This window comes from Escherichia sp. GZ89, assembly GCF_019366485.1.
Classification (GTDB): Bacteria; Pseudomonadota; Gammaproteobacteria; order Enterobacterales; family Enterobacteriaceae; genus Escherichia; species Escherichia fergusonii.
In genome coordinates, this window is record NZ_JAEOHX010000001.1 from 678,640 (window position 1) to 702,720 (window position 24,081).

Genomic DNA, 24,081 nt, shown 5'->3' on the forward strand with positions numbered 1-24,081 from the left:
GCCGCTTTAGCCCTTCACGCCACCGGCGGTCAAACCACTCTTAATAAAACGTTCCGAAAGTGCATACATAATCACCACCGGCAATGCGGTCACCAGCGAGGCCGCCATCATTCGGCCCCAGATGTAATCAGGGGTACTGAACAGCGCGTTCAGGCCTACCGGTAAAGTGAAATTGCTGGCGCTGGAGAGGAAAATCGAGGCAAACAGATAGTCGTTCCACGCCACCATAAAGCAGTAGACGAACACGGATATCAGCCCGGACATCGCCAGCGGTACCGTGATGCGGAAGATGATTTGCAGCCGGTTGAGGCCATCCATCATCGCCGCTTCTTCGATTTCATCGGGGATGGTGTCGAAGTAGCTTTTCAGCATAAACACGGCAGTAGGCAGGGTTTGCGTCACCATGGTGATGATCAGCGCCATCTCGGTGTCGTAAATGCCAAGCGCAGTGATGATTTTGAACAGCGGCACCACCAGCAAAATGCCGGAGAACATGTACACCGTGTAAAAGCTGGCGTTGATGGTCATTCGCCCTTTAAAGCGGAGGCGGGAAAGCGCGTAAGCCCCGAGAATGCCGAGAAATACTGCTATCACGGATGAAACTACCGACACCACCAGGCTGTTACGGAAATAATCGACAAACGGGAAAATCACCGGGTTAAAAATGTCGACGTAATGCTCCAGCGTCCACTGCTGTGGCAGCAGCGTAGGATGCAGCGAGATCGCCTCTTTCGCGCTTTTGAACGAGGTCATCAGCATCACAAAAAAGGGAAACAGCGTGATGATGAGAAACAGCGCCAGCCCGCAGTAAAAACCGATGCGACTGAGTGTGCGTTTATTTGTTGCCATTGAGGTTCACCCGTTTTCTGGTCAGCAGAATGACAGTGAAAATAATGATGAAGAGCACCACCGAGATCGCCGCCGCTTTCCCTAAGTCATTAAAGGCAAAGGCGGTTTTGTAGAGATAGACGCCGAGAATATCGACCTTGGTCGTCAGCAAATAAACGTCAGCGAACATGTAGAACATCCAGATGGTACGCAGAGTCACCACCGTCGCCAGGACCGGCATAATCGCGGGCAGCGTGACGATGCGAAACCGTTGCCAGGCATTCGCGCCGTCCATCTCTGCAGCTTCGTACAGCGATTTATCAATGGTCTGCAAAATCGCCAGAAACGAGATAAAGGCATACGGGAAGTAGCGCCAGATGGCGAACAGCACCACCAGCACAAAACTACTGCCCGGGTTATCGAACCACAGCGGCGCCTGCTCATAGAGATGCAGAAGATCGACGCCGAGGTAGTTCACAATGCCGTAGCCGTTGTTGAACATGTATTTCCAGGCGAACACCAGCGAAATGGACGGCGTTACGTAGGAGAGGATCACCAACGAACGCGCGGTCTTGCGCAGGCGAAACTCGCGGTTGAAAAACATCGCCACTGCCAGCCCGAGCACGGTGCTGCCCGCCACCACCAGCGCGGTATACCAGACCGTCATCCACAACGAGTGCCAGAAGCCGGGATCGGAGAGAATACGCACATAGTTGCTCACCCCAACAAACGTTGACTCGATGTTGGGATTGAGCGGCAGACGTAAAAAACTGATTTCGATATTCGACACCATTGGCCACGCCACCAGACCGCCCAGCAGTAATAAGCTGGGCGCGAGAAGCAGCAGCGCAAAGGGCATATCGGAACGACCTGAAAAAAGCCTGTTCATTGCGGATTCCTGTCCTGGGATTAGTGCTGTTCGATCAGTTCATCCAGCTTTTTCTGGCTCGCTTGCAGCGTGGTTGAGAGATCGGCTTTCCCCACGGTGACGTTATGCACCATTGAACTCACCACACCAGAGCCCGTGACATCGCCCATGCGGGTAAAGTTTTTGTCCCCTACCGCGCCAAAGACCTGAATATTTGGCAGTTCGCTAATCAACTGATTCGGCAAGTCTCCCAGCGCCTTAATCACGTCGTTATCTTTCCAGGTGGCAGTCGTCACAACCGCTTTGTTCACCGGCAGCGCCGCGCCTGGTGACATCATCACCCAGTCGGCAATGTTGTCTGCCTGCTCCATAAAGGTGACAAATTTTTCCGCCGCTTCCGTCTCTTCGCTTTTTTGCCCGGCGGTAATGGTCAGCGAGGTCAACATGCCGTAGACCGCCGAGTTTTTCTCGGTTGGCACCACGAAACCGACATTCTTCGGGTCGCCTTCTTTAATTACAGCCGGAAGGATATAGGTGGAGTAAATCGCCATCGGCGCGGTGCCGTTCATAAAGGCGTCTTTCACTTCCATAATGTCGTTAGAACCCGGCATGGTGTTGGCAGCAAGGTCGCGGTAATAGGTCAGCGCCTGCATCATCTCCGGCGTATCAAGGGTGATTTTGCCTTCGGCGTTAAAAACGTTGGCCTGATTGGATAACGCAAACTGAGAGAACGATTGTTCCGTCAGTACGCTTTCTGCCGTCGGCAGTGCAATACCGTATTTTTTATTCGCCGGATCGTTCATTTTCTGTGCGACATCCAGCAACTGTTGCCAGTTTTTCGGCTCATCCAGCCCGGCTTTTGCCAGCACATCTTTGCGATACCAGATACCGCCAATCCATGCGCTGACAGGAACACCGGTCCAGGCGCTACCATCTTCAGTGCGCACAATCCGCAGAACGCCGTCATAAAACGCGCCTTCACCGACATTACTGATGACCGTAGCAACCGCTTTGCGATCGATAAGCTGTTCTTTGTCCATCACTTTCGCGTAGTCATGGCTGGTTTCGATCACTTCCGGCAGCGAGCCGCTACGGGAAAGGGTGATGACTTTGGTGTTATAAGCATCTTCTTCCACCGGCACTTGTTTAACAGTGATGCCTGGGTTTTCTTTTTCAAAACGCGCAATTAACTGACTAATTACCGCCTGGCGTTCCTGTTCCACCGAAGAATGCATAAACTCGATGGAAACATTCGTTTTATTTTCTTCTTTACAACCTGAAATCAGGGCGCAGGAAACCAGTGCTGATAACAGCACGATTTTTGATTTAATCATGAGATGTTCCTTTTTATTTAATCCACATAACCTGCCAGGGGCGCAGCGTTATTTCATTACCCACTATATCAACTTCACTAATCAGATCCCGACCGTGCAGGTCAGTAATATTTATATGCTGAATATTTTCACTGACATTAAACAACCCCGTCAGATAATCACCGGTTGCAGTGCTTCTTCGAATACGCATTACGGATGAATTAACCGTGTCGATGGTAAAACTATTTTCCGGATGAAATTCTTTATGACGGCAACGAAGCGTAATTAAATGCGACAACTGATGATATACTGCGTGCCTGAGTGTTGTTTCATCGTTCAGTTCACTGGCTATCTCTTCACTACGATATTTCTTACGGTTAATCGCACGGTTATATCCCAGTTTTTCGACACCAGCGTAATCATTACGCGAACCCAGAATACTTTGAATATAGACAGCTGGCACACCGGGAAAGGTTAACAATATGGCATGAGCAAGAATAAACCGGGCACAGCGTTCTTCATCACTGCAATCGCGATGGCTCAATGCATCCATATAAGTGACATTCATTTCATACGGACTGCGCGTCCCGTCGGGATTATTTTTCCAGTTAACTAATGCCCCTTCCTGCTGTAATGCCTCGACCAGCGCTAATATTTCGCTTTCGGGTAGCAAGCCACGCAGTGGGTTAAGCCCGATGCCATCGTGAGAGGCGAGGAAGTTAAACCAGGTGGTGTTGCTGGAAGGTAGTGTCAGGTTTTGCGCCCACGCACAAAGCGCCTCAACGTTCTGTTTTTGCACCGCATGCAGCACCAGCGGCGGCAGCGAGAACTGGTACACCATATGCGCTTCGTCATCACCGTTTCCAAAGTAAGCAATGTTGTCTTTGTGCGGAACATTGGTCTCGGTAATGATCACTGTACCTGGTGCTACGTCATCAATAATCGACCGTAACAGCTTGATAATCAGATGTGTTTTTTCCAGATGGATGCAGCTTGTTCCCGGCTCTTTCCACATAAAGCCAACGGCATCCAGGCGGACATACTCAGCACCTTTCTCAAGGTAACACAGTAAAATATCCACCATCGCCAGTAACACTTCAGGGCTACGGTAATTCAGGTCAATTTGATCGTCGCTAAAGGTGGTCCATAAATGGCGCGTTGAATGATCGCGCATCTGGAATGGCGTTAATAACGGTAACGCACGCGGGCGAGTGACGGCGCTGAGATCGGTTTGCGGGTCAACGGCAATAAAAAAATCTTCAAAACCTGGCCTTTGTTGTAAATAGTTTTTAAACCATTCACTTTTAGCCGACATGTGGTTGCAGACAAAATCAAACATCAAATGGCTGCATTCACCGAGCTGCTGAATATCCTGCCACTCCCCTGCTTCACTGGCGACCTGATGATAATCAATTACCGAAAACCCATCATCAGATGACCATGGGTAAAATGGCAACAAATGGACATGAGAGAAAATATCCCTCAGCCATTTACGATAAAAGTGATTGAAGGTTGGAAGCGGTTTTAAATCATTACTGTGAAATTGATCAGCATACGTAATTAACACGACATCACTTTCATCCCAGTGCTTTTTACAGTGCTGGGTAATAATTTTTTGTGCACTCTCAAGACGTGTTACAAGTTTCTGTAGATGAGTCGGGGTAAATGTTCCATTGTAGATTTCGTCCAGGTATTCCGTAATTTTCTGTTTCATGTTGCCTTTCCGTGGTAGCGGTCCCATGAAACAAGAGACTACTCCGCAGAAAATAAACTGTCAATTGAGTCCAGGGCTTTTAGTCACGCGGGAAATCAATTTTTACCAGGCAAAAAGCGTATTTGTGAGCTGACGCAAATAATCTATGGGGATGTAAATAAGGTGTGAAGAGAAAAGAAAACGGCGCGTAAGCGCCGCTCAATGAGAATTCTGTTAACCTTTGACCTTCGGCATTTCGATGTCTTTCAGGCCACCGGCATTCTCAACGTGGGTATACCCCATCTCGTTGAGGATCTCTTTTGCCTGCCCGGACTGGCGTCCGGCGTTGCAATACACTTTCACGGTGTCGTTTTTATCCGGAACTGCGGTAGCAATGCGCTCTTTCACTTCTTTCAGGGGAATATTAATGGCTCCCTGAACGTGCTCTTGCTGATACTGCTCTGGAACACGAACATCGATCCAGTGTTCAGCAGCAAAAACAGGCAGTGAAAACATTAGCGTCAGTGCAAGTAACCCTTTTTTGAACATGTGAGAGGCCTTCTATGGATGAAAATTACCCTCCATTATACGCCTGAGATTTAACAATTTTTGCGAAACTCTCCTCACCTTTTATAACGCTGCGCCAGCTTATTGGCAGCCCGACTTAATAGCGGTTCCAGCGCTACAGCCAGCAACATTTTCAGCGGGCGGCGAGCAACTGATTTTATCGCCCAGCCAGCCACACCCGCCGGGCCGTAGCGCAGTGCAGTAAGAAGTACCAGCTTGCCTGCTAATTTGAAACCAGGCTTCATCTTTTGCCCGACATGTTGCCAGCGATTATTCATTCGTTACCTCACAATTGACGAAAACGGCTGCGTAGTGTGAATGTATCTGATGTCACGTAGCGTTCCATATCTCGCAGTCGTTGTTCGCCTTCAGCCAGTTGACGATCTACTGCATCCAACAATTCACTACTGGTGGGTTGCACTTCACCGGAAGCCATATTGTCCGGCATCGGGTCAAGGACAAACGATAAGACGATATAACCGACCAAAGTAAACAGGGCCATACCAAAGAATATTGATAACACCACGACCAGAATACGTACCCACTTCACAGGGACGTCTAAATAGTTGGCTATCCCGGCGCAGACACCTTGTAGCATCCCCTGCTGCGGAATACGCCAAAGTTTTTTATTGAGGTTGATACTCGCCATTAGCGATCCCTCCAGTTCGGATGTTCAGCATCAAGAATATCTTCCAGGGCCTGAATACGTTCGCGCATCCGTTTTGCTTCATCGCTCAGTTGCGCTAATCGCTGTTGTTCACTTTGCGACAATTCACCACGGTTAGCGCGGTTGCTGTAATGCAGCCATAACCAGACCGGTAACACAAACAGCACAAAAATGGTTAACGGAATAGCCAGAAATAGCGCGCTCATAAGTGCTCCTTACAGGTGATGAGCGGCGGCGCTTTCAGACGCCGCCTTAAGTTATTATTGATTATCTTGTTTCATTTTGGCTTTTAACTGCGCCAGTTGCTCGCTGATTTCATCGTCAGCTTTCAGATCGGCGAACTGCTGATCAAGCGACTTTTTCTTCCCAAAACTGTGGCTTTCTGCTTCAGCTTCCATCTGGTCGATACGACGTTCAAACGATTCAAATCGCGCCATTGCTTCATCCAGTTTGCCGCTGTCCAGCTGGCGACGAACATCACGGGATGAACTGGCCGCCTGGTGACGCAACATCAAAGCCTGCTGGCGAGCACGTGTTTCACTGAGTTTATTCTCCAGCTCGCCAATCTCTTTTTTCATGCGCGTCAGCGTGTCATCAACCAGGGTCACCTCATGCTCAAGCGTAGCGATCAGGTCCGTCAGTTTCTGTTTTTCAATTAATGCTGCGCGGGCCAGATCTTCTCTTTCTTTACGTAATGCCAGTTCTGCTTTCTCCTGCCATTCCGCCTGCTGTGCCGTTGCTTGCTCAATACGACGCGTTAACTGTTTCTTTTCAGCCAGAGCACGAGCTGAGTTGGAACGCACCTCAACCAGGGTGTCTTCCATTTCCTGAATCATCAGGCGAACCAGTTTTTGTGGATCTTCGGCTTTTTCCAGCAGTGAGTTGATGTTGGCATTCACGATGTCGGCAAAACGAGAAAAAATACCCATAATGTTATCCTCATAATTTCTGTCTTAAGCATTGTCTGCTGATGAGCTAATGCAAATTGCGTGCCAGTTTTATATCTTCTTGATTTTGCATAAGGTGATTGATAATTCATCACGGCCAGAGTAAGGTGAGTTAGCGAAATAGACCAACATGTGGTGATTTTCATCATGGCAGAATACAAAGATAATCTTTTAGGGGAAGCAAATAGCTTTCTTGAAGTTTTAGAGCAGGTTTCCCATCTGGCCCCGCTTGATAAACCGGTATTAATCATTGGTGAACGCGGCACAGGCAAAGAGCTAATTGCTAACCGTTTGCATTATCTTTCTACTCGCTGGCAAGGACCCTTTATCTCCCTGAATTGCGCGGCACTTAATGAGAATTTACTTGATTCAGAACTTTTTGGTCATGAGGCTGGTGCATTTACTGGCGCACAAAAACGCCACCCCGGACGCTTTGAGCGCGCAGACGGCGGCACATTGTTCCTTGATGAGCTCGCAACAGCCCCGATGCTGGTACAGGAAAAATTACTGCGTGTGATTGAATACGGTGAACTGGAACGTGTCGGTGGTAGCCAACCGTTGCAAGTCAACGTCCGACTGGTTTGCGCAACAAACGCGGATCTCCCGGCTATGGTTAACGAAGGCACATTTCGCCCTGACCTGCTGGACAGGTTAGCCTTTGATGTTGTGCAACTTCCCCCACAGCGCGAACGCCAGGCTGATATTATGTTGATGGCAGAGCACTTCGCCATCCAAATGTGCCGGGAAATCAATCTTCCTCTGTTCCCCGGTTTTACCGAACACGCTAAAGAAACGCTACTCAGCTATCGCTGGCCAGGAAATATTCGTGAATTGAAAAACGTGGTGGAACGTTCAGTGTATCGCCACGGCACCAGCGAGTATCCGCTGGATGAAATTATTATTGATCCCTTTAAACGTTCACCCGCTTTACAGGCTGTTCCACAGACCCCCTCTTCTTTGCCTCAATTACCTCTGGATTTACGTGAGTTTCAGCATCAGCAGGAAAAAGAGTTACTGCAAACCAGCCTTGCTCAGGCAAAATTTAATCAAAAACGGGCTGCTGAATTACTTGGACTCACCTACCACCAACTCCGGGCATTGCTAAAAAAACATCAGATTTAGCCTGTCATATACGCAGTTTGCTGACATTTGCGCCAGTTATCGGTAGACATTTTTACCTGGCAGGCCATAGTGCGATACACTTTGCAGATCGAAACTAAAAACCTCAAAAAAATTATGCGCCTGGTTATATCGTCCCTGATCGTAATCGCTGGACTCCTGAGCGGAAACGCCGCAGCTGCGCCTGAACAGACTCCCCCTGCCGATATTCGTGACAGCGGTTTTGTCTATTGCGTTAGCGGGCAGGTCAACACGTTTAACCCATCAAAAGCGAGTAGCGGGTTGATTGTTGATACCCTCGCAGCTCAATTTTATGACCGTCTGCTGGATGTAGATCCCTATACTTATCGACTGATGCCTGAGCTGGCCGAAAGTTGGGATGTACTGGATAACGGTGCAACTTACCGCTTTCATCTGCGCCGTGATGTCCCGTTTCAGAAAACTAACTGGTTTACTCCAACACGTAATCTGAATGCCGATGACGTAGTGTTTACCTTTCAACGTATTTTTGACCGTAATAATCCGTGGCATAACGTTAACGGCAATAACTATCCCTACTTTGATAGCCTGCAATTTGCCGATAACGTTAAAAGTGTGCGCAAAATTGACAACCACACTGTTGAGTTTCGTCTTGCGCAACCAGACGCCTCTTTCTTATGGCACCTTGCGACACACTATGCTTCGGTGATGTCAGCAGAATACGCCACCGAACTGGCAAAAGAAGATCGTGAAGAGTTACTTGACCGCCAACCTGTGGGTACCGGGCCATACAAACTTTCTGAATATCGTGCCGGGCAGTATATTCGTCTGCAACGTCATGATGCATTCTGGCGCGGTAAACCGTTGACGCCACAAGTCGTTGTGGATCTGGGCTCCGGCGGTACGGGACGTTTGTCTAAACTGCTCACTGGTGAATGTGATGTTCTCGCCTGGCCTGCTGCCAGTCAGTTAACTATTTTGCGTGACGATCCACGTTTGCGCTTGACGCTGCGTCCAGGAATGAATATCGCTTATCTGGCGTTTAATACCGCCAAGCCACCGCTCAATAATCCTGCTGTTCGTCACGCTCTTGCACTGGCGATCAATAACCAGCGTCTTATGCAGTCTATTTATTATGGAACGGCAGAAACGGCTGCATCTATTTTACCGCGTGCCTCCTGGGCCTATGACAACGAGGCTAAAATTACAGAATACAATCCGGCGAAGTCGCGTGAGCAATTAAAAGCGCTGGGGCTGGAAAAGTTATCGCTGAAGCTGTGGGTACCAACACGTTCCCAGGCCTGGAACCCAAGTCCGCTTAAAATGGCGGAGTTGATTCAGGCTGATATGGCACAAGTGGGTGTCAAAGTGACAATTGTTCCGGTTGAAGGTCGCTTTCAGGAGGCACGGTTAATGGATATGAACCATGATCTGACGTTGTCTGGTTGGGCGACAGACAGTAATGACCCTGACAGTTTCTTCCGGCCATTGCTCAGTTGCGCCGCCATTAAGTCGCAGACTAACTTTGCACACTGGTGCGATCCGCAATTTGATGAAGTGTTGCGTAAAGCGCTCTCTTCGCAACAATTGTCTGCGCGTATCGAAGCCTATGATGAAGCTCAGGCAATTTTGGCTAAGGAATTGCCGATTCTGCCATTGGCATCCTCATTGCGTTTACAGGCTTACCGCTACGATATTAAAGGACTAGTGTTAAGCCCGTTTGGTAATGCTTCATTTGCCGGGGTTTATCGTGAAAAAGCGAAAGAGGTGAAAAAACCATGATTATTTTCACCCTGCGACGCATTCTACTCTTGCTGGTCACTCTTTTCTTTCTGACCTTTGTGGGCTTTAGCCTTAATTACTTTACACCCCACGCACCGTTACAAGGTGCATCGCTGTGGAACGCCTGGGTTTTCTGGTTTGATGGTTTATTGCACTGGGATTTTGGCGTTTCCAGTATTAACGGGCAACTTATCTCGGAACAACTGAAAGAAGTGTTCCCGGCGACGATGGAGCTGTGCATCCTCGCTTTTGGTTTCGCCCTGATTGTTGGTATTCCCATCGGTATGGTTGCTGGAATCATGCGTGGAAAATGGCAGGATCAACTTATCAACGCTCTGGCGCTGTTAGGTTTTTCCATCCCTGTTTTCTGGCTGGCGCTGTTGCTGACGCTATTCTGTTCGCTCACGCTGGGCTGGCTGCCCGTTTCCGGGCGGTTTGATTTACTTTATGAAGTGAAAACCGTCACTGGATTCGCCCTGATCGATGCCTGGCTTTCCGATTCGCCATGGCGTGATGAAATGATGGTAAGCGCCATGCGTCATATGGTGTTGCCAGTGATTACGCTGGCAGTCGCGCCAACAACAGAAGTGATACGTCTGATGCGCATTAGCACCATCGAAGTATTCGATCAAAACTACATCAAAGCGGCAGCAACACGCGGGCTTTCGCGATTTACTATTTTGCGCCGCCATGTTTTACATAACGCCCTGCCGCCAGTAATCCCACGTTTAGGTTTGCAATTTTCCACCATGCTGACACTGGCGATGATCACTGAAATGGTTTTTAGCTGGCCTGGTTTAGGTCGCTGGCTAATCAACGCTATTCGTCAGCAAGATTACGCGGCGATTTCTGCCGGTGTAATGGTGTGTGGTTCGCTGGTAATTATTGTTAACGTGATATCTGATATTTTGGGTGCAATGGCTAACCCGCTTAAACATAAGGAATTTTATGCCTTACGATAGCGTATACAGCGAAAAGCGCCCGCCTGGTACGCTGCGTACAGCCTGGCGCAAATTTTATGCTGATACTTCCGCAATGGTCGGTCTGTACGGTTGTGCAGGCCTCGCGATACTGTGTATTTTTGGTGGCTGGTTTGCGCCATACGGCATCGATCAGCAATTTCTTGGCTATCAGTTGCTACCACCGTCATGGTCGCGGTATGGCGAAGTCTCTTTCTTTCTGGGTACTGATGATCTCGGTCGCGATGTTTTAAGTCGTTTACTCAGTGGTGCAGCTCCCACTGTCGGAGGCGCATTTGTCGTCACTCTGGCTGCAACTCTTTGTGGCCTGGTATTAGGTGTGGTCGCTGGGGCAACTCATGGCTTACGTTCAGCGGTACTCAACCATATTCTCGATACCTTGCTGGCGATCCCTTCATTGTTGCTGGCTATTATTGTGGTGGCTTTTGCCGGGCCATCACTCGGTCATGCGATGTTTGCTGTCTGGCTGGCACTTTTGCCGCGTATCGTACGCTCGGTTTATAGCCTGGTGCATGATGAACTGGAAAAAGAGTATGTCATCGCCGCTCGTCTCGATGGCGCAACCACATTGAATATTCTCTGGTTTGCTGTTCTGCCCAACATTACCGCAGGTCTGGTCACTGAAATTACCCGCGCCCTTTCGATGGCGATTTTGGATATTGCCGCGCTGGGTTTTCTTGATCTCGGCGCGCAACTCCCCTCACCTGAATGGGGGGCCATGCTTGGCGATGCGCTGGAACTTATTTATGTTGCGCCATGGACCGTTATGCTGCCAGGTGCAGCAATTATGATCAGCGTTTTGTTAGTTAACTTACTCGGTGACGGAATACGCCGGGCCATTATTGCGGGGGTGGAATAATGCCGTTACTCGATATCCGCAATTTGACCATCGAATTCAAAACTGGCGATGAATGGGTTAAAGCCGTTGACCGTGTCAGCATGACCTTAAATGAAGGTGAAATACGCGGCCTGGTAGGAGAATCTGGTTCAGGTAAAAGTCTGATTGCTAAAGCGATCTGTGGCGTTGCCAAAGACAACTGGCGCGTGACGGCTGATCGTATGCGCTTTGATGACATTGATCTGCTTCGTCTTTCCGCACGCGAACGCCGAAAACTGGTTGGGCATAACGTGTCGATGATTTTCCAGGAGCCACAATCTTGTCTTGATCCTTCTGAACGAGTGGGTCGGCAACTGATGCAAAATATCCCGGCATGGACTTACAAAGGCCGTTGGTGGCAACGTCCAGGCTGGCGGAAACGTCGTGCTATTGAGTTGTTACACCGTGTAGGGATTAAAGATCACAAAGATGCAATGCGCAGTTTTCCTTACGAACTCACTGAAGGTGAATGCCAGAAGGTGATGATTGCCATCGCCCTGGCAAATCAACCGCGTTTGCTGATTGCGGATGAACCGACAAACTCGATGGAACCGACAACTCAGGCGCAGATATTCCGTCTGTTGACGCGTCTGAATCAAAATAGCAATACCACCATTTTGTTGATTAGCCATGACCTGCAAATGCTTAGCCAGTGGGCGGATAAAATCAACGTTCTTTACTGCGGGCAAACGGTGGAATCTGCCCCGAGTAAGGAGTTAGTGACGATGCCACATCACCCTTATACTCAGGCGTTGATCCGCGCAATTCCTGACTTTGGTAGCGCAATGCCGCATAAAAGCCGTCTGAATACGATGCCTGGCGCGATTCCCTTGCTGGAGCAATTACCTATAGGTTGTCGTCTTGGCCCACGTTGCCCCTATGCTCAACGAGAGTGTATCGTGACACCACGTCTGACTGGTGCGAAAAATCATCTCTATGCCTGTCATTTTCCACTGAATATGGAGAGAGAGTGAGATGGTCGAAACCCTACTCGAAGTACGTAATCTGAGTAAAACGTTCCGCTACCGGACCGGCTGGTTTCGTCGTCAAACCGTAGAAGCAGTCAAACCGCTAAGTTTTACGCTACGTGAACGCCAGACGTTGGCGATTATTGGCGAGAACGGTTCTGGCAAATCGACGCTGGCAAAAATGCTGGCCGGAATGATAGAGCCTACCAGCGGTGAATTGTTGATCGACGATCATCCGCTACATTTTGGGGATTATTCATTCCGTAGCCAGCGTATTCGCATGATTTTTCAGGATCCCTCAACATCGTTGAATCCACGGCAACGTATTTCGCAGATTCTGGATTTCCCGCTCCGTTTGAATACCGCTCTGGAACCAGAACAAAGGCAAAAGCAGATTATAGAAACTATGCGGATGGTCGGTTTGTTGCCCGACCACGTAAGTTACTATCCGCATATGCTGGCACCAGGGCAAAAGCAGCGTCTGGGACTTGCCCGGGCGTTAATTTTACGCCCAAAGGTGATTATTGCCGACGAAGCACTGGCGTCTCTGGATATGTCGATGCGTTCGCAGTTAATCAATCTGATGCTGGAGTTACAGGAAAAACAAGGTATCTCTTATATCTATGTCACCCAGCACATTGGGATGATGAAGCATATCAGTGATCAGGTACTGGTCATGCATCAGGGAGAAGTAGTTGAGCGTGGGAGCACTGCCGATGTGCTCGCTTCGCCATTACATGAATTAACCAAACGACTTATCGCCGGTCATTTCGGCGAAGCACTAACTGCAGACGCATGGCGAAAAGATCGCTAGTATCTTGATGCAGTGGTCGGATTAACTCTCCTGTAGTCTCGTGATAGAATCGCCGCGTTTTAACGACGGTCGGTCAGGAAATCTGTCTGACCGCCACAACAATTACATAAGGATTAAAGCTATGGGTTTTCTTTCCGGTAAGCGCATTCTGGTAACCGGTGTTGCCAGCAAACTGTCCATCGCCTACGGTATCGCTCAGGCGATGCACCGCGAAGGAGCTGAACTGGCATTCACCTACCAGAACGATAAACTGAAAGGCCGCGTAGAAGAATTTGCAGCTCAATTGGGTTCAAACATCGTTCTGCAGTGTGATGTTGCAGAAGATGCCAGCATCGACACTATGTTCGCTGAACTGGGTAAAGTTTGGCCGAAATTTGACGGTTTTGTTCATTCCATCGGTTTTGCCCCTGGCGACCAACTGGATGGCGACTATGTGAACGCCGTTACCCGTGAAGGCTTTAAAATCGCTCACGACATCAGCTCCTACAGCTTTGTAGCAATGGCTAAAGCGTGCCGTTCTATGCTGAATCCAGGTTCCGCCCTACTGACACTCTCTTATCTGGGTGCTGAGCGTGCTATCCCTAACTATAACGTTATGGGTCTGGCGAAAGCGTCTCTGGAAGCGAACGTGCGTTATATGGCAAATGCGATGGGGCCGGAAGGCGTACGTGTGAACGCTATTTCTGCAGGTCCGATTCGTACACTGGCAGCTTCTGGTATCAAAGATTTCCGTAAAATGCTGGCACATTGTGAAGCCGTTACGCCGATTCGCCGTACTGTTACCATCGAAGATGTAGGTAACTCTGCTGCATTCCTGTGCTCTGATCTCTCCGCGGGTATCTCCGGTGAAGTTGTTCACGTTGACGGCGGTTTCAGCATCGCTGCAATGAACGAGCTGGAACTGAAATAAGTTTTATACCCTAAATAATTCGGGTTGCAGGACAAAACGCCAGTGGCTCTGAAGGGGCGAAAACCCGCTGGCGTAGCACACGCAACTTATATGCCGGGCGACGATTCCGTCGCCCACATTTTGTATATACCATTCTGATATTTCATATCTCTTATCAATCTTTTATCACTTTCTCACCTTGCGTCAGGATATTCATCCCGCTTTAAGACCAAGGAAAGCCCATGGAACAACGCCGTATTACAGGCAAAAGCCACTGGTATCATGAAACCCAATCCAGCACATCACCTCACGATCCGCTGCCACTGGTGCCCGAGGCCGCTAACTGTACGGATAAATTTTTGCTGGATTTGGCGCTAAGCGAGAATGAACAAATGCCCTTTCAGGCGTGGCTTTCCCCATCCCGGCAACTGGCAAACCAATTATTCCCACAGGCAATAACACTGAGCAAATTGCATAGCTTCAGCCTTTACGAGCGAATGAGTACCGCTCTGACTGTCGCTCAGGTATGTGGTGTGCAACGGCTGTGTAATCATTATGCTGCGCGGCTGGCCCCTCTTCCTGGCCCGGATTCATCCAGAGAAAGTAATCATCGCCTGGCGCAAATCACCCAATACGCCCGACAACTGGCCTCATCACCTGCGGTAATTAATACACGGTCACGCCAACAATTAAACGATGTGGGTCTGTCGGAAAAAGATATGTTGATCATCAATTTGATTATCGGCTTCGTGGGCTTTCAGGCACGTGTGATTGCTGCTTTTCAGGCGTATCTGTCACAACCTGCACGGTGGCTCCCTGGACAGGATACACAACAGTTTGCCGATACTTCGCTCTTTCAACAACAGCACACCCGGTGGCGCTCAGCATTCCCTCTTGTGGACGAATCTAATGCCAGTCAACAGCAGTTGGATTCTCTTGCATCCTGCGCGGACATCCCAGGCTTACGCCACCTTGCACCGGTACTGGCAAGGGAACCAGAACTGCTTACGCTGTCTCGTCAAATCGTGAATGCACTGGCGCTATTATTCCCTGCTTCACCTTTGGCAGATTTCACCGCACTGCTGGTTTCGCGGATTAATGGCAGTGTTGATTGCTTTAATAGCAGGATAACTTTATCTGAACTGTCTGAATTTAGATCGGTATTACGCGCAGACGAAAAAGAAATAAAACAATGGATCAATGGGCGCCTTGAATTGCGAAATGGCCTTCAGGCGATTCAGCTATTGACCATAGCTCCTGACCGCTTTAGCACTGATCAATTCGAGCTCTTATGTCATCAGGAGTTGTCCTCGGCAAACGCTATTCATGTGTTAGCTTGCTGTGGGCTATACGGATGGATTAATCGATTAAAAATCGGCTTGGGTGAAACATATTAGCCTTGCCGCAACAGACAGAATCGCGTAAAACTGTCAGCCGCTCTTTTGGCCACGAAAATAGACGAATATGTTTCAGGACAACCCGCTGCTAGCGCAGCTAAAACAGCAACTTCATTCCCAGACGCCACGTGCTGAAGGGGTGGTAAAAGCCACCGAAAAAGGCTTTGGCTTCCTGGAAGTCGATGCACAAAAAAGTTATTTCATCCCACCGCCGCAAATGAAAAAAGTTATGCACGGCGATCGGATAATTGCAGTGATCCATAGCGAAAAAGATCGCGAATCTGCGGAGCCGGAAGAACTGGTCGAACCGTTCCTGACTCGCTTTGTGGGCAAAGTTCAGGGCAAAAATGATCGTTTGTCTATTGTGCCTGACCATCCGTTATTGAAAGATGCCATTCCTTGCCGTGCGGCACGTGGTGTTGATCATCAATTCAAAGAAGGCGACTGGGCAGTTGCGGAAATGCGCCGCCATCCGCTGAAAGGCGATCGCTCTTTCTACGCCGAATTAACCCAATTTATTACTTTTGGTGATGACCACTTTGTACCGTGGTGGGTCACCCTCGCCCGCCATAATCTTGAACGTGAAGCACCAAACGGCGTGGCAACCGAAATGCTTGATGAAGGTCTGGTGCGTCAGGATTTGACCGCCCTTAACTTTGTCACTATCGATAGCGCCAGCACTGAAGACATGGATGATGCGCTGTATGCTGAAGCACTACCTGATGGCAAACTGCAATTAACAGTCGCAATTGCAGATCCTACTGCCTGGATTGCTGAAGGCAGCAAGCTGGATAACGTGGCAAAAATTCGCGCGTTTACCAACTACTTGCCGGGCTTCAATATTCCCATGTTGCCGCGCGAATTGTCTGACGATCTTTGCTCACTGCGTGCATTTGAAGTTCGCCCGGCGCTGGCATGCCGGATGACTATCGCCGCAGATGGCACCATCGAAGACGATATTGAATTCTTTGCTGCAACTATCGAGTCTAAAGCGAAACTGGTCTATGACGACGTTTCTGACTGGCTGGAAAACAGTGGGAATTGGCAACCGGAAAATGATGCCATTGCAGAACAAATCCGTCTGCTGGCGCAAATCTGCCAGCGTCGCGGTGAGTGGCGTCATAACCATGCACTCGTATTTAAAGATCGTCCTGATTATCGCTTTATCCTGGGTGAAAAAGGCGAAGTGCTGGATATCGTTGCAGAACCGCGTCGTATCGCCAACCGTATCGTTGAAGAAGCCATGATCGCAGCCAATATTTGTGCTGCTCGAGTACTTCGCGACAAAATCGGTTTTGGGATCTACAACGTTCATATGGGCTTTGATCCCGCTAATGCTGATGCTCTGGCTGCGCTGCTGAAAACTCACGGTCTGCACGTCGATGCGCAAGAAGTGCTGACTCTGGAAGGTTTTTGTAAACTGCGCCGCGAACTGGATGCCCAACCGTCAGGTTTTCTTGACAGCCGTATTCGCCGTTTCCAGTCATTTGCTGAAATTAGTACTCAACCAGGACCACATTTTGGCCTGGGGCTTGAGGCTTACGCCACCTGGACGTCACCTATTCGTAAATATGGCGACATGATCAACCATCGTTTACTGAAAGCGGCAATTAAAGGCGAAACTGCCAGCCGTCCTCAGGATGAAACGACTGTCCAAATGACCGAACGCCGTCGCCTTAACCGCATGGCTGAGCGTGATGTCGGTGACTGGCTGTATGCGCGATTCCTGAAAGATAAAGCGGGCACAGACACTCGCTTCGCCGCAGAAATCATTGATATTAGCCGTGGTGGTATGCGTGTACGGTTGGTTGACAATGGTGCAGTTGCATTTATCCCTGCCCCTTTCCTGCACGCTGTTCGTGATGAACTGGTATGCAGTCAAGAGAACGGCACCGTGCAAATTAAAGGCGAGACAGTGTACAAAGTGACAGATGTCATTGATGTCACCATCGCCGAAGTACGTATGGAAACCCGCAGCATTATTGCCCGTCCGGTCGCCTGATATCATTACTGAACGGTCTTCTTCCAGTGAGAAGGCCGTTTAATTCCTCGTTCACTCCTCATTCCATAAGTTACACAAAACTATTTTTCCCCGTAACTATGCTTTTTCCCCAATCTGAATTACAACTAATTGTATAAATAAAACAATACGTTCTCTTTACATCACCTAATCTTAATCATCGCTGATAGCTGCGGTATGTGCTTGCAACAAGATGGTGTAGATCATGAAAATCGTTATGGAGCCTGCCACGTTGTATAACTATTTGGGTACTCACACTCCTTTCTGGCGTTTGTCACATAACTGTAATGTTCTGCATCTTTCGACGATTGAAGCAGCAGAATCTGAACGCACCATTGAGTTATCTCCTGAACAAGCTAACCGTATTCGTGAAATGACGGTTATTACTTCCAGTATGATGATGACGCTACCGCTGGAAGAAAGTGATGTTTCAGTTCATCTGGTTGGACGCAAAATCAATAAGCGTGAATGGGCAGGCAGCGCATCCGCATGGCATGATACCCCTTCTGTTGCTCGTGACTTAATGCACGGGCTTTCTTTTGCTGAACAGGTTGTCTCCGAAGCGAACTCAGCCATTTTGATCCTCGACAGCCGGGGCAACATTCAACGATTTAATCGCTTATGCGAAGAATATACCGGTTTAAAAGAACATGAAGTCATTGGTCAAAGCGTATTCAAACTCTTTATGAGTCGTCGGGAAGCTGCAGCCTCCCGACGTAACATTGACGTTTTTTTCCGTAGTGGAAACGCATGGGAAGTTGAACGCTGGATCAAAACCCGTAAAGGACAACGCCTGTTCCTTTTTCGCAATAAATTCATTCATAGCGGCAGTGGTAAAAATGAAATTTATTTAATCTGTTCGGGGACTGATATCACTGAGGAGCGTGTGGCCCAGGAACGTCTGCGGGTACTCGCCAATACAGATACGATTACCGGGCTTCCTAATCGTAACGCTATTCATGAGTTGATCGATAATGCTATCGTTCAGACTACAAACGCTCAGGTCGGCATTGTTTATCTCGATCTCGATAATTTCAAAAAAGTGAACGATGCTTACGGCCATATGTTTGGTGACCAACTGCTGCAAGCCGTTGCATTGGCCATACTCAGTTGTCTCGATAACGATCAGACGCTGGCACGTCATGGTGGTGATGAGTTTATCGTCCTGGCACCAGACACTTCACAAGGTGCGCTTGAAGCCATGGCATCTCGTATTCTTACGCGCCTGCGCTTACCTTTTCGTATTGGTTTGATTGAAGTACAGACCGGCTGCTCGGTTGGCATTGCACTTTCACCTTTGCATGGTCATGACAGCGACAGTCTTATCCGGAGCGCCGATACGGCCATGTACACCGCTAAAGAAGGCGGTCGTGGTCAATTCTGTGTCTTTTCTCCCGAAATGAATCAGCGTGTTTTTGAGTATTTGTGGCTGGACACTAACTTACGTAAAGCTCTGGAGAATGATCAACTGCTGATTCACTATCAACCAAAGGTCACCTGGCGCGGAGAAGTGCGCAGTCTCGAAGCGCTGGTACGATGGCAGTCGCCTGAGCGTGGACTCATTACTCCGGGTGAATTTATCTCTTATGCAGAAGAATCAGGATTAATTGTTCCGCTTGGTCGCTGGGTCATTCTTGATGTAGTGCGCCAGGTGGCAAAATGGCGAAGCAAAGGAATTAATTTACGTGTAGCGGTCAACATTTCTGCTCGCCAACTGGCAGACCAAACTATTTTTACCTATCTGAAACAAGTTTTGCATGAGCTTGATTTTGAATACTGTCCTATCGACGTAGAATTAACCGAACGCTGTCTGCTCGAAAATGAAGCACTGGCGTTGTCTGTCATTCAGCAATTTAGCCGCCTCGGGGCGCAGGTGCACCTGGATGATTTTGGTACGGGATATTCATCACTGTCACAACTGGCACGTTTTCCTATAGATGCCATAAAACTCGATCAGGCCTTTGTTCGCAATATACACAAGCAATCTGTTTCTCAGTCGTTAGTGAGGGCGATTGTGGCGGTTGCTCAGGCACTTAACCTGCAAGTCATTGCCGAAGGTGTTGAAAGCGTGAAAGAGGATGCTTTCCTGACGAAAAATGGCGTTAACGAACGACAAGGTTTTTTGTTTGCCAAACCCATGCCTGCTGTAGCCTTTGAGCGTTGGTATAAGCGTTATTTAAATAAAACAATGCGTTGAACTCGCTGGTGATGATTAACTACATGCAAAGAAAATGATGACGCAATACATAATTTTGCCAATTAACTATTATCCGGGCAATTTTCCACTTCTCTTTTAGTCGCATTTTTTGCATCATTAAATCTTGTAACTTTTAAGTCATAGGGATGACGTTATGTTTGAACTTGATGCGCAACGCCTCGCCGAAAGAATTGACACAGTACTAGATATCCTTGTGGCTGGAGATAGCCATTCCGCCATTCATAATCTTGAGATTCTTAAGGCGGAATTATTAAGCAAAGTTAAAGATAACGCTCAGAGTGGCACGCCTAAATCTCCATGGGAAATTTAATGCGTACCCATGCGGTTCACTCCTGAATTACTCCGATATTAAAACTAAAACCATGAATTCTCGACAGCAAACAATATTACAGATGGTCATTGATAAGGGTCAGGTTAGCGTAGCAAAACTCGCCAAAGTGACGGGTGTTTCTGAGGTAACCATCCGACAAGATCTTAATGCCCTTGAAAAAATGAGCTTTTTACGCCGTGCCCACGGTTACGCCGTATCGCTGGACAGCGATGATGTCGAAACGCGGATGATGAGCAATTACACGCTCAAGCATAAGCTGGCACAGTACGCTGCTACGTTGGTGAACCCTGGCGAGTCCGTGTTTATCGAAAACGGCAGTTGCAATGCTCTGCTTGCCAGGGCGCTGGCAGAGCAGAAAGATGTCACCATCATCACTGTCAGTAGCTATATCGCCCATCTTCTGAAAGAAACACCTTGTGAAATTATTCTTCTCGGCGGCATCTACCAGAAAAAAAGCGAAAGTATGGTTGGGCCACTCACCCGCCAGTTCTTACAGCAGGTTCATTTTAGTAAGGCATTCATTGGCATAGACGGTTGGCAAGCAGAAACTGGTTTTACTGGCCGCGATATGATGCGTTCTGACGTGGTCAATGCGGTTCTGGAGAAAGGTGCTGAGGCCATTGTACTGACCGATAGTTCCAAGTTTGGTGCGTTACACCCTTATCCTCTCGGTCCAGTCCACAAATTTAACCGCGTCATCACCGATGCCAAAATATCTCCCGATGCCCAAAAGTATATGGGGGATTCAGGGTTGGCGGTTGATATCGTTGACATAAAATAAACGTGTTTCCCCGATATATCTTGATGATTTGCCTTCTGGCAAATCATCTACTCTCTGAGATTTATCTTATCCCTTAATTAAGACTTTTTACCTGTCTTTAACATACCATCGTTGTAAAATTAATATTAGCGATATAACAGGAAGTTACTATCACCTGCGTGATTAAAGTACCCCCTGCGCAACTCGGCTTCCCGGAATTCTCTTTATCTGCTGTCATATTTACTATAGTTAAAGGGAGCTTATTTCCGTGAATCTTTAATTCAGGAGAAAGTATTATGTTTGTAACGAGCAAAAAAATGACTGCCGCTGTTCTGGCTATTACTTTAGCGATGTCCCTGAGCGCCTGTTCTAACTGGTCCAAACGCGACCGTAATACGGCTATTGGTGCGGGTGCGGGTGCCCTTGGCGGCGCGGTATTAACTGATGGTAGCACACTGGGTACATTAGGTGGTGCCGCAGTTGGTGGTATTATCGGTCATCAGGTAGGTAAATAATCGTAAATAATTAGCGATTATTTAAATTGGTAATGAACGTTTTACAGTCATTATTTTTGTGAAACGAAATAATTGCATTATGAAATTTAAAGCCACGATGTTTAAACCGTGGCTTTAATTTTTAACCACCAGCCAGTTTAACTTTCATACCTTTGGCTTCCAGCAACGTTTTAATTAAATCTCGCTTATCGCCTTGTATTTCAATTATACCGTCTTTAAGAGATCCACCACAGCCACATTTTTTCTTCAACTCTGCTGCCAACTTAGCCAGTTCTGCATCAGGGAGATCAACACCAGTAATCAAACAAACGCCTTTACCTTTTCGACCACTGGTTTGACGTTGAATACGTATAATCCCATCTCCTTTCGGGCGTTCAGCTACAACTTTGGGCTCATCAATACGCCCTGTCTCAGTTGAGTAAACAAGGCGGCTATTTGAATCATTCATCATCCATGTCCTTTTAAAGATGCATTGATGGTTTTCAGTGTCTGGGCAGGATCTTCAGACTGCGTTACCGGGCGTCCAATAACCATATAATCTACGCCTGCTGTCAGTGCCTGTTCTGGCGTCATAATACGGCGCTGATCTCCAGCAGCACTACCTTGTGGACGAATTCCCGGCGTAACAAGTTTAAAATCCTCACCAAATGCCTGTTTAAAACGCACTGCCTCCTGAGCTGAACAAACTACGCCATCGAGACCACATTTTTGGGTTAACCCAGCCAGACGTTCCGCATATTGTGCAGGTGACACTGTCACGCCAAGATCTGCTAAATCACTGGCTTCCATACTGGTCAGGACAGTCACGGCAATCAAAAGCGGTGCGTCTTTACCAAACGGGAGTAACGCTTCGCGGGCTGCGGTCATCATGCGCGCCCCACCCGATGCATGAACGTTCACCATCCATACCCCCAGGTCTGCAGCAGCAGCTACCGCATGTGCAGCAGTATTTGGGATATCATGAAATTTCAAATCGAGAAAGATGTCGAAACCACGTTGCTGTAATTCACGCACGAACTGTGGCCCGAAGAGGGTAAACATCTCTTTACCCACTTTCAGACGACAGTCGCGCGGATCAATTTTGTCGACAAATGCCAGTGCGTTCTCGCGATTATGATAATCAAGAGCAACAACAATGGGGGAATCAGTGACAATACGAGAAGAAGATGAAGCTGTAGACGTCATGACCAGACCTTCTTAATGATGGGCACCATCTGCGGCGCAAAATGGGTAAACGGCGTGCATTCTACCTGTAGTATCAAAAAATTAACAGGCACGTTTACCTGTAAGGACTGTTTACAGGTGATGATGCCAAAGTTTGTCTACATTATCACCTGAAAGGATGTTGTAACTAATATAATGATTTTTTTATTAATTACAGACCATCAAGACCACGAATTGGTTTGATTGTTGACCATGCACGGCAGGATGGGCAATGCCAGTACAGCGTATAAGCTGTAAAGCCACATTTCTGACAGCGATAACGCGGTTTGCTACGTACCTGCTCACCCACCATATCACGCAGGACCATCAAACTCTCTTTCGCACGCCCTTCTTCTGCTTCATTAAGGTGATAGTCCATTAATTTGTGAAAAACACGCATTGTGGGATGACGCTGTAACTGGCGGGTTATATAAACCTGTGCGGTATCACGCCCTTCACGCGTCTCAAGAATATCGGCAAGCATAAGTTCTGCAGCAGCTCCCGTATTCTCCTCTACAGCCCGACGCAGGAACTCTTCCCACTCATCATTTTTACCCAGTTGCTGATAGCAGGTCTGCAGCATTTCCAGCGTTTCGCTAACCAACTCTTTATCTTGAGCAATGACGCGTTGCAGGCTTTCAACGGCTTTAGCAAACTCGCCTTTCGCCATAAAGATCCGTCCCATCATGATGGATACGCGAGCACTATTTTTATCTGCTGCAGCTCCTTTCTTCAGTAAAGCCATGGCCCGGTCAAGATCATCACTCGCCATCAGTTGCAGTGCCAACTCGCAATAAAAATGCGCAATTTCGATACGGTGTTTTTCTTTTCCCAGTTTTACCAGTCGTTCAGCAACATCAATCGCTTTTTGCCAGTCGCTGGTTGCCTGGTAAATTTGCAGTAATTGCTGCAATGCGCCAACACGAAAATCTGTTTCATCCGTCAACTGATTAAACATATCTTCCGCCCGGTCATATAACCCGGCAGCCATGTAATCACGGCCAAGTTGTTGCACCGCCAGCAATCGCTGTTCGTAGGTTAACGAGGCGCTTTCCATTAATGTCTGATGAATACGAATGGCACGGTCTACTTCACCGCGAGAGCGAAACAGGTTTCCGAGGGTGAGATGGGCTTCAACGGTACCGGTATCCTCTTTCAGCATGTCGAGGAACAGGTCCACCGCTTTATCTTGTTGGTTACTCAGAAGGAAGTTAACCCCGGCGACATAATCACGCGACAGGCGGTTAGCTTCCTCCTGTTTTGTTTGTTGCGCACTTCTGCGCCCCATATACCAGCCATAGGCAGCGGCAACAGGTAGCAACAGAAACAACAACTCCAGCATAGAT

25 protein-coding genes are annotated in these 24,081 nt (G+C 48.2%); 13 read left to right on the plus strand and 12 right to left on the minus strand.

The genetic code is table 11. The features are described from left to right. Positions 1 to 6: 6 nt before the first annotated feature. The 9 genes from K0335_RS03280 to pspA all read right to left on the minus strand — a co-directional run bounded on the left by K0335_RS03280 (position 7) and on the right by pspA (position 6,865). The gene (locus K0335_RS03280; RefSeq protein ID WP_032302944.1) at positions 7 to 849 is read right to left on the minus strand and encodes a carbohydrate ABC transporter permease; all 843 of its coding nucleotides are present in this window, start codon (positions 847 to 849) and stop codon (positions 7 to 9) included. Then, on the minus strand, positions 836 to 1,717 hold the full coding sequence (locus K0335_RS03285; protein ID WP_191596300.1) for a carbohydrate ABC transporter permease: 882 nt from the start codon (positions 1,715 to 1,717) through the stop codon (positions 836 to 838). Before K0335_RS03285 ends, K0335_RS03280 begins: the two co-directional genes overlap by 14 nt. Positions 1,718 to 1,737: 20 nt before the next feature. Continuing rightward, positions 1,738 to 3,030, minus strand: a complete 1,293-nt coding sequence (locus K0335_RS03290; protein ID WP_104917320.1) for an ABC transporter substrate-binding protein — start codon at positions 3,028 to 3,030, stop codon at positions 1,738 to 1,740. A 13-nt stretch (positions 3,031 to 3,043) separates the two neighbouring features. Next, on the minus strand, positions 3,044 to 4,723 hold the full coding sequence (locus K0335_RS03295) for a sugar phosphorylase (protein WP_219393726.1): 1,680 nt from the start codon (positions 4,721 to 4,723) through the stop codon (positions 3,044 to 3,046). A gap of 213 nt (positions 4,724 to 4,936) precedes the next feature. After that, positions 4,937 to 5,251, minus strand: coding sequence for a thiosulfate sulfurtransferase PspE (gene pspE, locus K0335_RS03300; RefSeq protein WP_104919802.1), 315 nt, complete (start codon positions 5,249 to 5,251; stop codon positions 4,937 to 4,939). 74 nt (positions 5,252 to 5,325) lie between these two features. Continuing rightward, complete coding sequence (pspD, locus tag K0335_RS03305; protein ID WP_104919803.1) at positions 5,326 to 5,547, minus strand: phage shock protein PspD; 222 nt, start codon at positions 5,545 to 5,547, stop codon at positions 5,326 to 5,328. Between the two features lie 8 nt (positions 5,548 to 5,555). Continuing rightward, the gene (pspC, locus tag K0335_RS03310) at positions 5,556 to 5,918 is read right to left on the minus strand and encodes an envelope stress response membrane protein PspC (protein ID WP_000146618.1); all 363 of its coding nucleotides are present in this window, start codon (positions 5,916 to 5,918) and stop codon (positions 5,556 to 5,558) included. Further along, positions 5,918 to 6,142, minus strand: a complete 225-nt coding sequence (gene pspB / locus K0335_RS03315; protein ID WP_001274967.1) for an envelope stress response membrane protein PspB — start codon at positions 6,140 to 6,142, stop codon at positions 5,918 to 5,920. Before pspB ends, pspC begins: the two co-directional genes overlap by 1 nt. A 54-nt stretch (positions 6,143 to 6,196) precedes the next feature. Continuing rightward, on the minus strand, positions 6,197 to 6,865 hold the full coding sequence (pspA, locus tag K0335_RS03320) for a phage shock protein PspA (protein ID WP_000511039.1): 669 nt from the start codon (positions 6,863 to 6,865) through the stop codon (positions 6,197 to 6,199). 165 nt (positions 6,866 to 7,030) lie between these two features. On the opposite strand from pspA, the gene pspF reads away from it, so the two are divergent. The 13 genes from pspF (at position 7,031) to osmB (ending at position 21,532) form a co-directional block, all read left to right on the plus strand. Then, positions 7,031 to 8,005 (plus strand): phage shock protein operon transcriptional activator, encoded by a 975-nt coding sequence (gene pspF / locus K0335_RS03325; protein ID WP_219393727.1) that lies wholly within the window; start codon positions 7,031 to 7,033, stop codon positions 8,003 to 8,005. Between the two features lie 114 nt (positions 8,006 to 8,119). Beyond that, the gene (sapA, locus tag K0335_RS03330; protein WP_015953432.1) at positions 8,120 to 9,763 is read left to right on the plus strand and encodes an ABC transporter substrate-binding protein SapA; all 1,644 of its coding nucleotides are present in this window, start codon (positions 8,120 to 8,122) and stop codon (positions 9,761 to 9,763) included. After that, positions 9,760 to 10,725 (plus strand): putrescine export ABC transporter permease SapB, encoded by a 966-nt coding sequence (gene sapB / locus K0335_RS03335; RefSeq protein ID WP_000583290.1) that lies wholly within the window; start codon positions 9,760 to 9,762, stop codon positions 10,723 to 10,725. Before sapA ends, sapB begins: the two co-directional genes overlap by 4 nt. Continuing rightward, complete coding sequence (sapC, locus tag K0335_RS03340) at positions 10,712 to 11,602, plus strand: peptide ABC transporter permease SapC (protein WP_001146143.1); 891 nt, start codon at positions 10,712 to 10,714, stop codon at positions 11,600 to 11,602. Before sapB ends, sapC begins: the two co-directional genes overlap by 14 nt. Then, on the plus strand, positions 11,602 to 12,594 hold the full coding sequence (gene sapD, locus K0335_RS03345) for a peptide ABC transporter ATP-binding protein SapD (protein WP_001128850.1): 993 nt from the start codon (positions 11,602 to 11,604) through the stop codon (positions 12,592 to 12,594). The genes sapC and sapD overlap by 1 nt, the downstream gene beginning before the upstream one ends. 1 nt (position 12,595) lies before the next feature. Beyond that, positions 12,596 to 13,402 carry a peptide ABC transporter ATP-binding protein SapF gene (gene sapF, locus K0335_RS03350; protein ID WP_104919805.1) on the plus strand — a complete coding sequence of 269 codons (807 nt, stop codon included), beginning with the start codon at positions 12,596 to 12,598 and terminating at the stop codon, positions 13,400 to 13,402. Positions 13,403 to 13,523: 121 nt separating this feature from the next. After that, positions 13,524 to 14,312: an enoyl-ACP reductase FabI gene (gene fabI, locus K0335_RS03355; protein WP_000506494.1), complete on the plus strand. Its 789-nt coding sequence runs from the start codon at positions 13,524 to 13,526 to the stop codon at positions 14,310 to 14,312. Between the two features lie 221 nt (positions 14,313 to 14,533). Continuing rightward, positions 14,534 to 15,688: a carboxymuconolactone decarboxylase family protein gene (locus K0335_RS03360; RefSeq protein ID WP_104919806.1), complete on the plus strand. Its 1,155-nt coding sequence runs from the start codon at positions 14,534 to 14,536 to the stop codon at positions 15,686 to 15,688. 67 nt (positions 15,689 to 15,755) lie between these two features. Further along, positions 15,756 to 17,690 carry an exoribonuclease II gene (locus K0335_RS03365; protein WP_104919807.1) on the plus strand — a complete coding sequence of 645 codons (1,935 nt, stop codon included), beginning with the start codon at positions 15,756 to 15,758 and terminating at the stop codon, positions 17,688 to 17,690. 223 nt (positions 17,691 to 17,913) lie between these two features. Further along, positions 17,914 to 19,905 carry a cyclic di-GMP phosphodiesterase gene (gene pdeR, locus K0335_RS03370; protein WP_104919808.1) on the plus strand — a complete coding sequence of 664 codons (1,992 nt, stop codon included), beginning with the start codon at positions 17,914 to 17,916 and terminating at the stop codon, positions 19,903 to 19,905. Positions 19,906 to 20,059: 154 nt separating this feature from the next. Then, on the plus strand, positions 20,060 to 20,236 hold the full coding sequence (locus tag K0335_RS03375; RefSeq protein ID WP_104919809.1) for a hypothetical protein: 177 nt from the start codon (positions 20,060 to 20,062) through the stop codon (positions 20,234 to 20,236). A gap of 52 nt (positions 20,237 to 20,288) precedes the next feature. Continuing rightward, positions 20,289 to 21,038 (plus strand): DNA-binding transcriptional regulator YciT, encoded by a 750-nt coding sequence (locus K0335_RS03380; RefSeq protein ID WP_046080873.1) that lies wholly within the window; start codon positions 20,289 to 20,291, stop codon positions 21,036 to 21,038. 275 nt (positions 21,039 to 21,313) lie between these two features. Continuing rightward, positions 21,314 to 21,532 (plus strand): osmotically-inducible lipoprotein OsmB, encoded by a 219-nt coding sequence (gene osmB, locus K0335_RS03385; RefSeq protein WP_000498252.1) that lies wholly within the window; start codon positions 21,314 to 21,316, stop codon positions 21,530 to 21,532. Positions 21,533 to 21,653: 121 nt separating this feature from the next. On the opposite strand, the gene yciH is transcribed toward osmB, so the two are convergent. The 3 genes from yciH to lapB all read right to left on the minus strand — a co-directional run bounded on the left by yciH (position 21,654) and on the right by lapB (position 24,077). After that, positions 21,654 to 21,980 (minus strand): stress response translation initiation inhibitor YciH, encoded by a 327-nt coding sequence (gene yciH / locus K0335_RS03390; protein ID WP_001000060.1) that lies wholly within the window; start codon positions 21,978 to 21,980, stop codon positions 21,654 to 21,656. Then, the gene (gene pyrF, locus K0335_RS03395) at positions 21,980 to 22,717 is read right to left on the minus strand and encodes an orotidine-5'-phosphate decarboxylase (protein WP_104919810.1); all 738 of its coding nucleotides are present in this window, start codon (positions 22,715 to 22,717) and stop codon (positions 21,980 to 21,982) included. The genes yciH and pyrF overlap by 1 nt, the downstream gene beginning before the upstream one ends. Positions 22,718 to 22,907: 190 nt before the next feature. Next, positions 22,908 to 24,077 (minus strand): lipopolysaccharide assembly protein LapB, encoded by a 1,170-nt coding sequence (gene lapB, locus K0335_RS03400; protein ID WP_000891386.1) that lies wholly within the window; start codon positions 24,075 to 24,077, stop codon positions 22,908 to 22,910. Positions 24,078 to 24,081 lie beyond the last annotated feature (4 nt).

Coding starts and splice junctions, on each gene's coding strand:
- pspE (WP_104919802.1), bottom strand. CDS start 5,251: ATGTTCAAAAAAGGGTTACTTGCACTGACGCTAATGTTTTCACTGCCT.
- K0335_RS03295 (WP_219393726.1), bottom strand. CDS start 4,723: ATGAAACAGAAAATTACGGAATACCTGGACGAAATCTACAATGGAACA.
- K0335_RS03365 (WP_104919807.1), top strand. CDS start 15,756: ATGTTTCAGGACAACCCGCTGCTAGCGCAGCTAAAACAGCAACTTCAT.
- sapB (WP_000583290.1), top strand. CDS start 9,760: ATGATTATTTTCACCCTGCGACGCATTCTACTCTTGCTGGTCACTCTT.
- pspA (WP_000511039.1), bottom strand. CDS start 6,865: ATGGGTATTTTTTCTCGTTTTGCCGACATCGTGAATGCCAACATCAAC.
- K0335_RS03380 (WP_046080873.1), top strand. CDS start 20,289: ATGAATTCTCGACAGCAAACAATATTACAGATGGTCATTGATAAGGGT.
- pspF (WP_219393727.1), top strand. CDS start 7,031: ATGGCAGAATACAAAGATAATCTTTTAGGGGAAGCAAATAGCTTTCTT.
- sapD (WP_001128850.1), top strand. CDS start 11,602: ATGCCGTTACTCGATATCCGCAATTTGACCATCGAATTCAAAACTGGC.
- lapB (WP_000891386.1), bottom strand. CDS start 24,077: ATGCTGGAGTTGTTGTTTCTGTTGCTACCTGTTGCCGCTGCCTATGGC.
- K0335_RS03285 (WP_191596300.1), bottom strand. CDS start 1,717: ATGAACAGGCTTTTTTCAGGTCGTTCCGATATGCCCTTTGCGCTGCTG.
- pdeR (WP_104919808.1), top strand. CDS start 17,914: ATGAAAATCGTTATGGAGCCTGCCACGTTGTATAACTATTTGGGTACT.
- sapF (WP_104919805.1), top strand. CDS start 12,596: ATGGTCGAAACCCTACTCGAAGTACGTAATCTGAGTAAAACGTTCCGC.
- fabI (WP_000506494.1), top strand. CDS start 13,524: ATGGGTTTTCTTTCCGGTAAGCGCATTCTGGTAACCGGTGTTGCCAGC.
- sapA (WP_015953432.1), top strand. CDS start 8,120: ATGCGCCTGGTTATATCGTCCCTGATCGTAATCGCTGGACTCCTGAGC.
- yciH (WP_001000060.1), bottom strand. CDS start 21,980: ATGAATGATTCAAATAGCCGCCTTGTTTACTCAACTGAGACAGGGCGT.
- sapC (WP_001146143.1), top strand. CDS start 10,712: ATGCCTTACGATAGCGTATACAGCGAAAAGCGCCCGCCTGGTACGCTG.
- osmB (WP_000498252.1), top strand. CDS start 21,314: ATGTTTGTAACGAGCAAAAAAATGACTGCCGCTGTTCTGGCTATTACT.
- pyrF (WP_104919810.1), bottom strand. CDS start 22,717: ATGACGTCTACAGCTTCATCTTCTTCTCGTATTGTCACTGATTCCCCC.
- pspD (WP_104919803.1), bottom strand. CDS start 5,547: ATGAATAATCGCTGGCAACATGTCGGGCAAAAGATGAAGCCTGGTTTC.
- K0335_RS03360 (WP_104919806.1), top strand. CDS start 14,534: ATGGAACAACGCCGTATTACAGGCAAAAGCCACTGGTATCATGAAACC.
- K0335_RS03290 (WP_104917320.1), bottom strand. CDS start 3,030: ATGATTAAATCAAAAATCGTGCTGTTATCAGCACTGGTTTCCTGCGCC.
- K0335_RS03375 (WP_104919809.1), top strand. CDS start 20,060: ATGTTTGAACTTGATGCGCAACGCCTCGCCGAAAGAATTGACACAGTA.
- pspC (WP_000146618.1), bottom strand. CDS start 5,918: ATGGCGAGTATCAACCTCAATAAAAAACTTTGGCGTATTCCGCAGCAG.
- pspB (WP_001274967.1), bottom strand. CDS start 6,142: ATGAGCGCGCTATTTCTGGCTATTCCGTTAACCATTTTTGTGCTGTTT.
- K0335_RS03280 (WP_032302944.1), bottom strand. CDS start 849: ATGGCAACAAATAAACGCACACTCAGTCGCATCGGTTTTTACTGCGGG.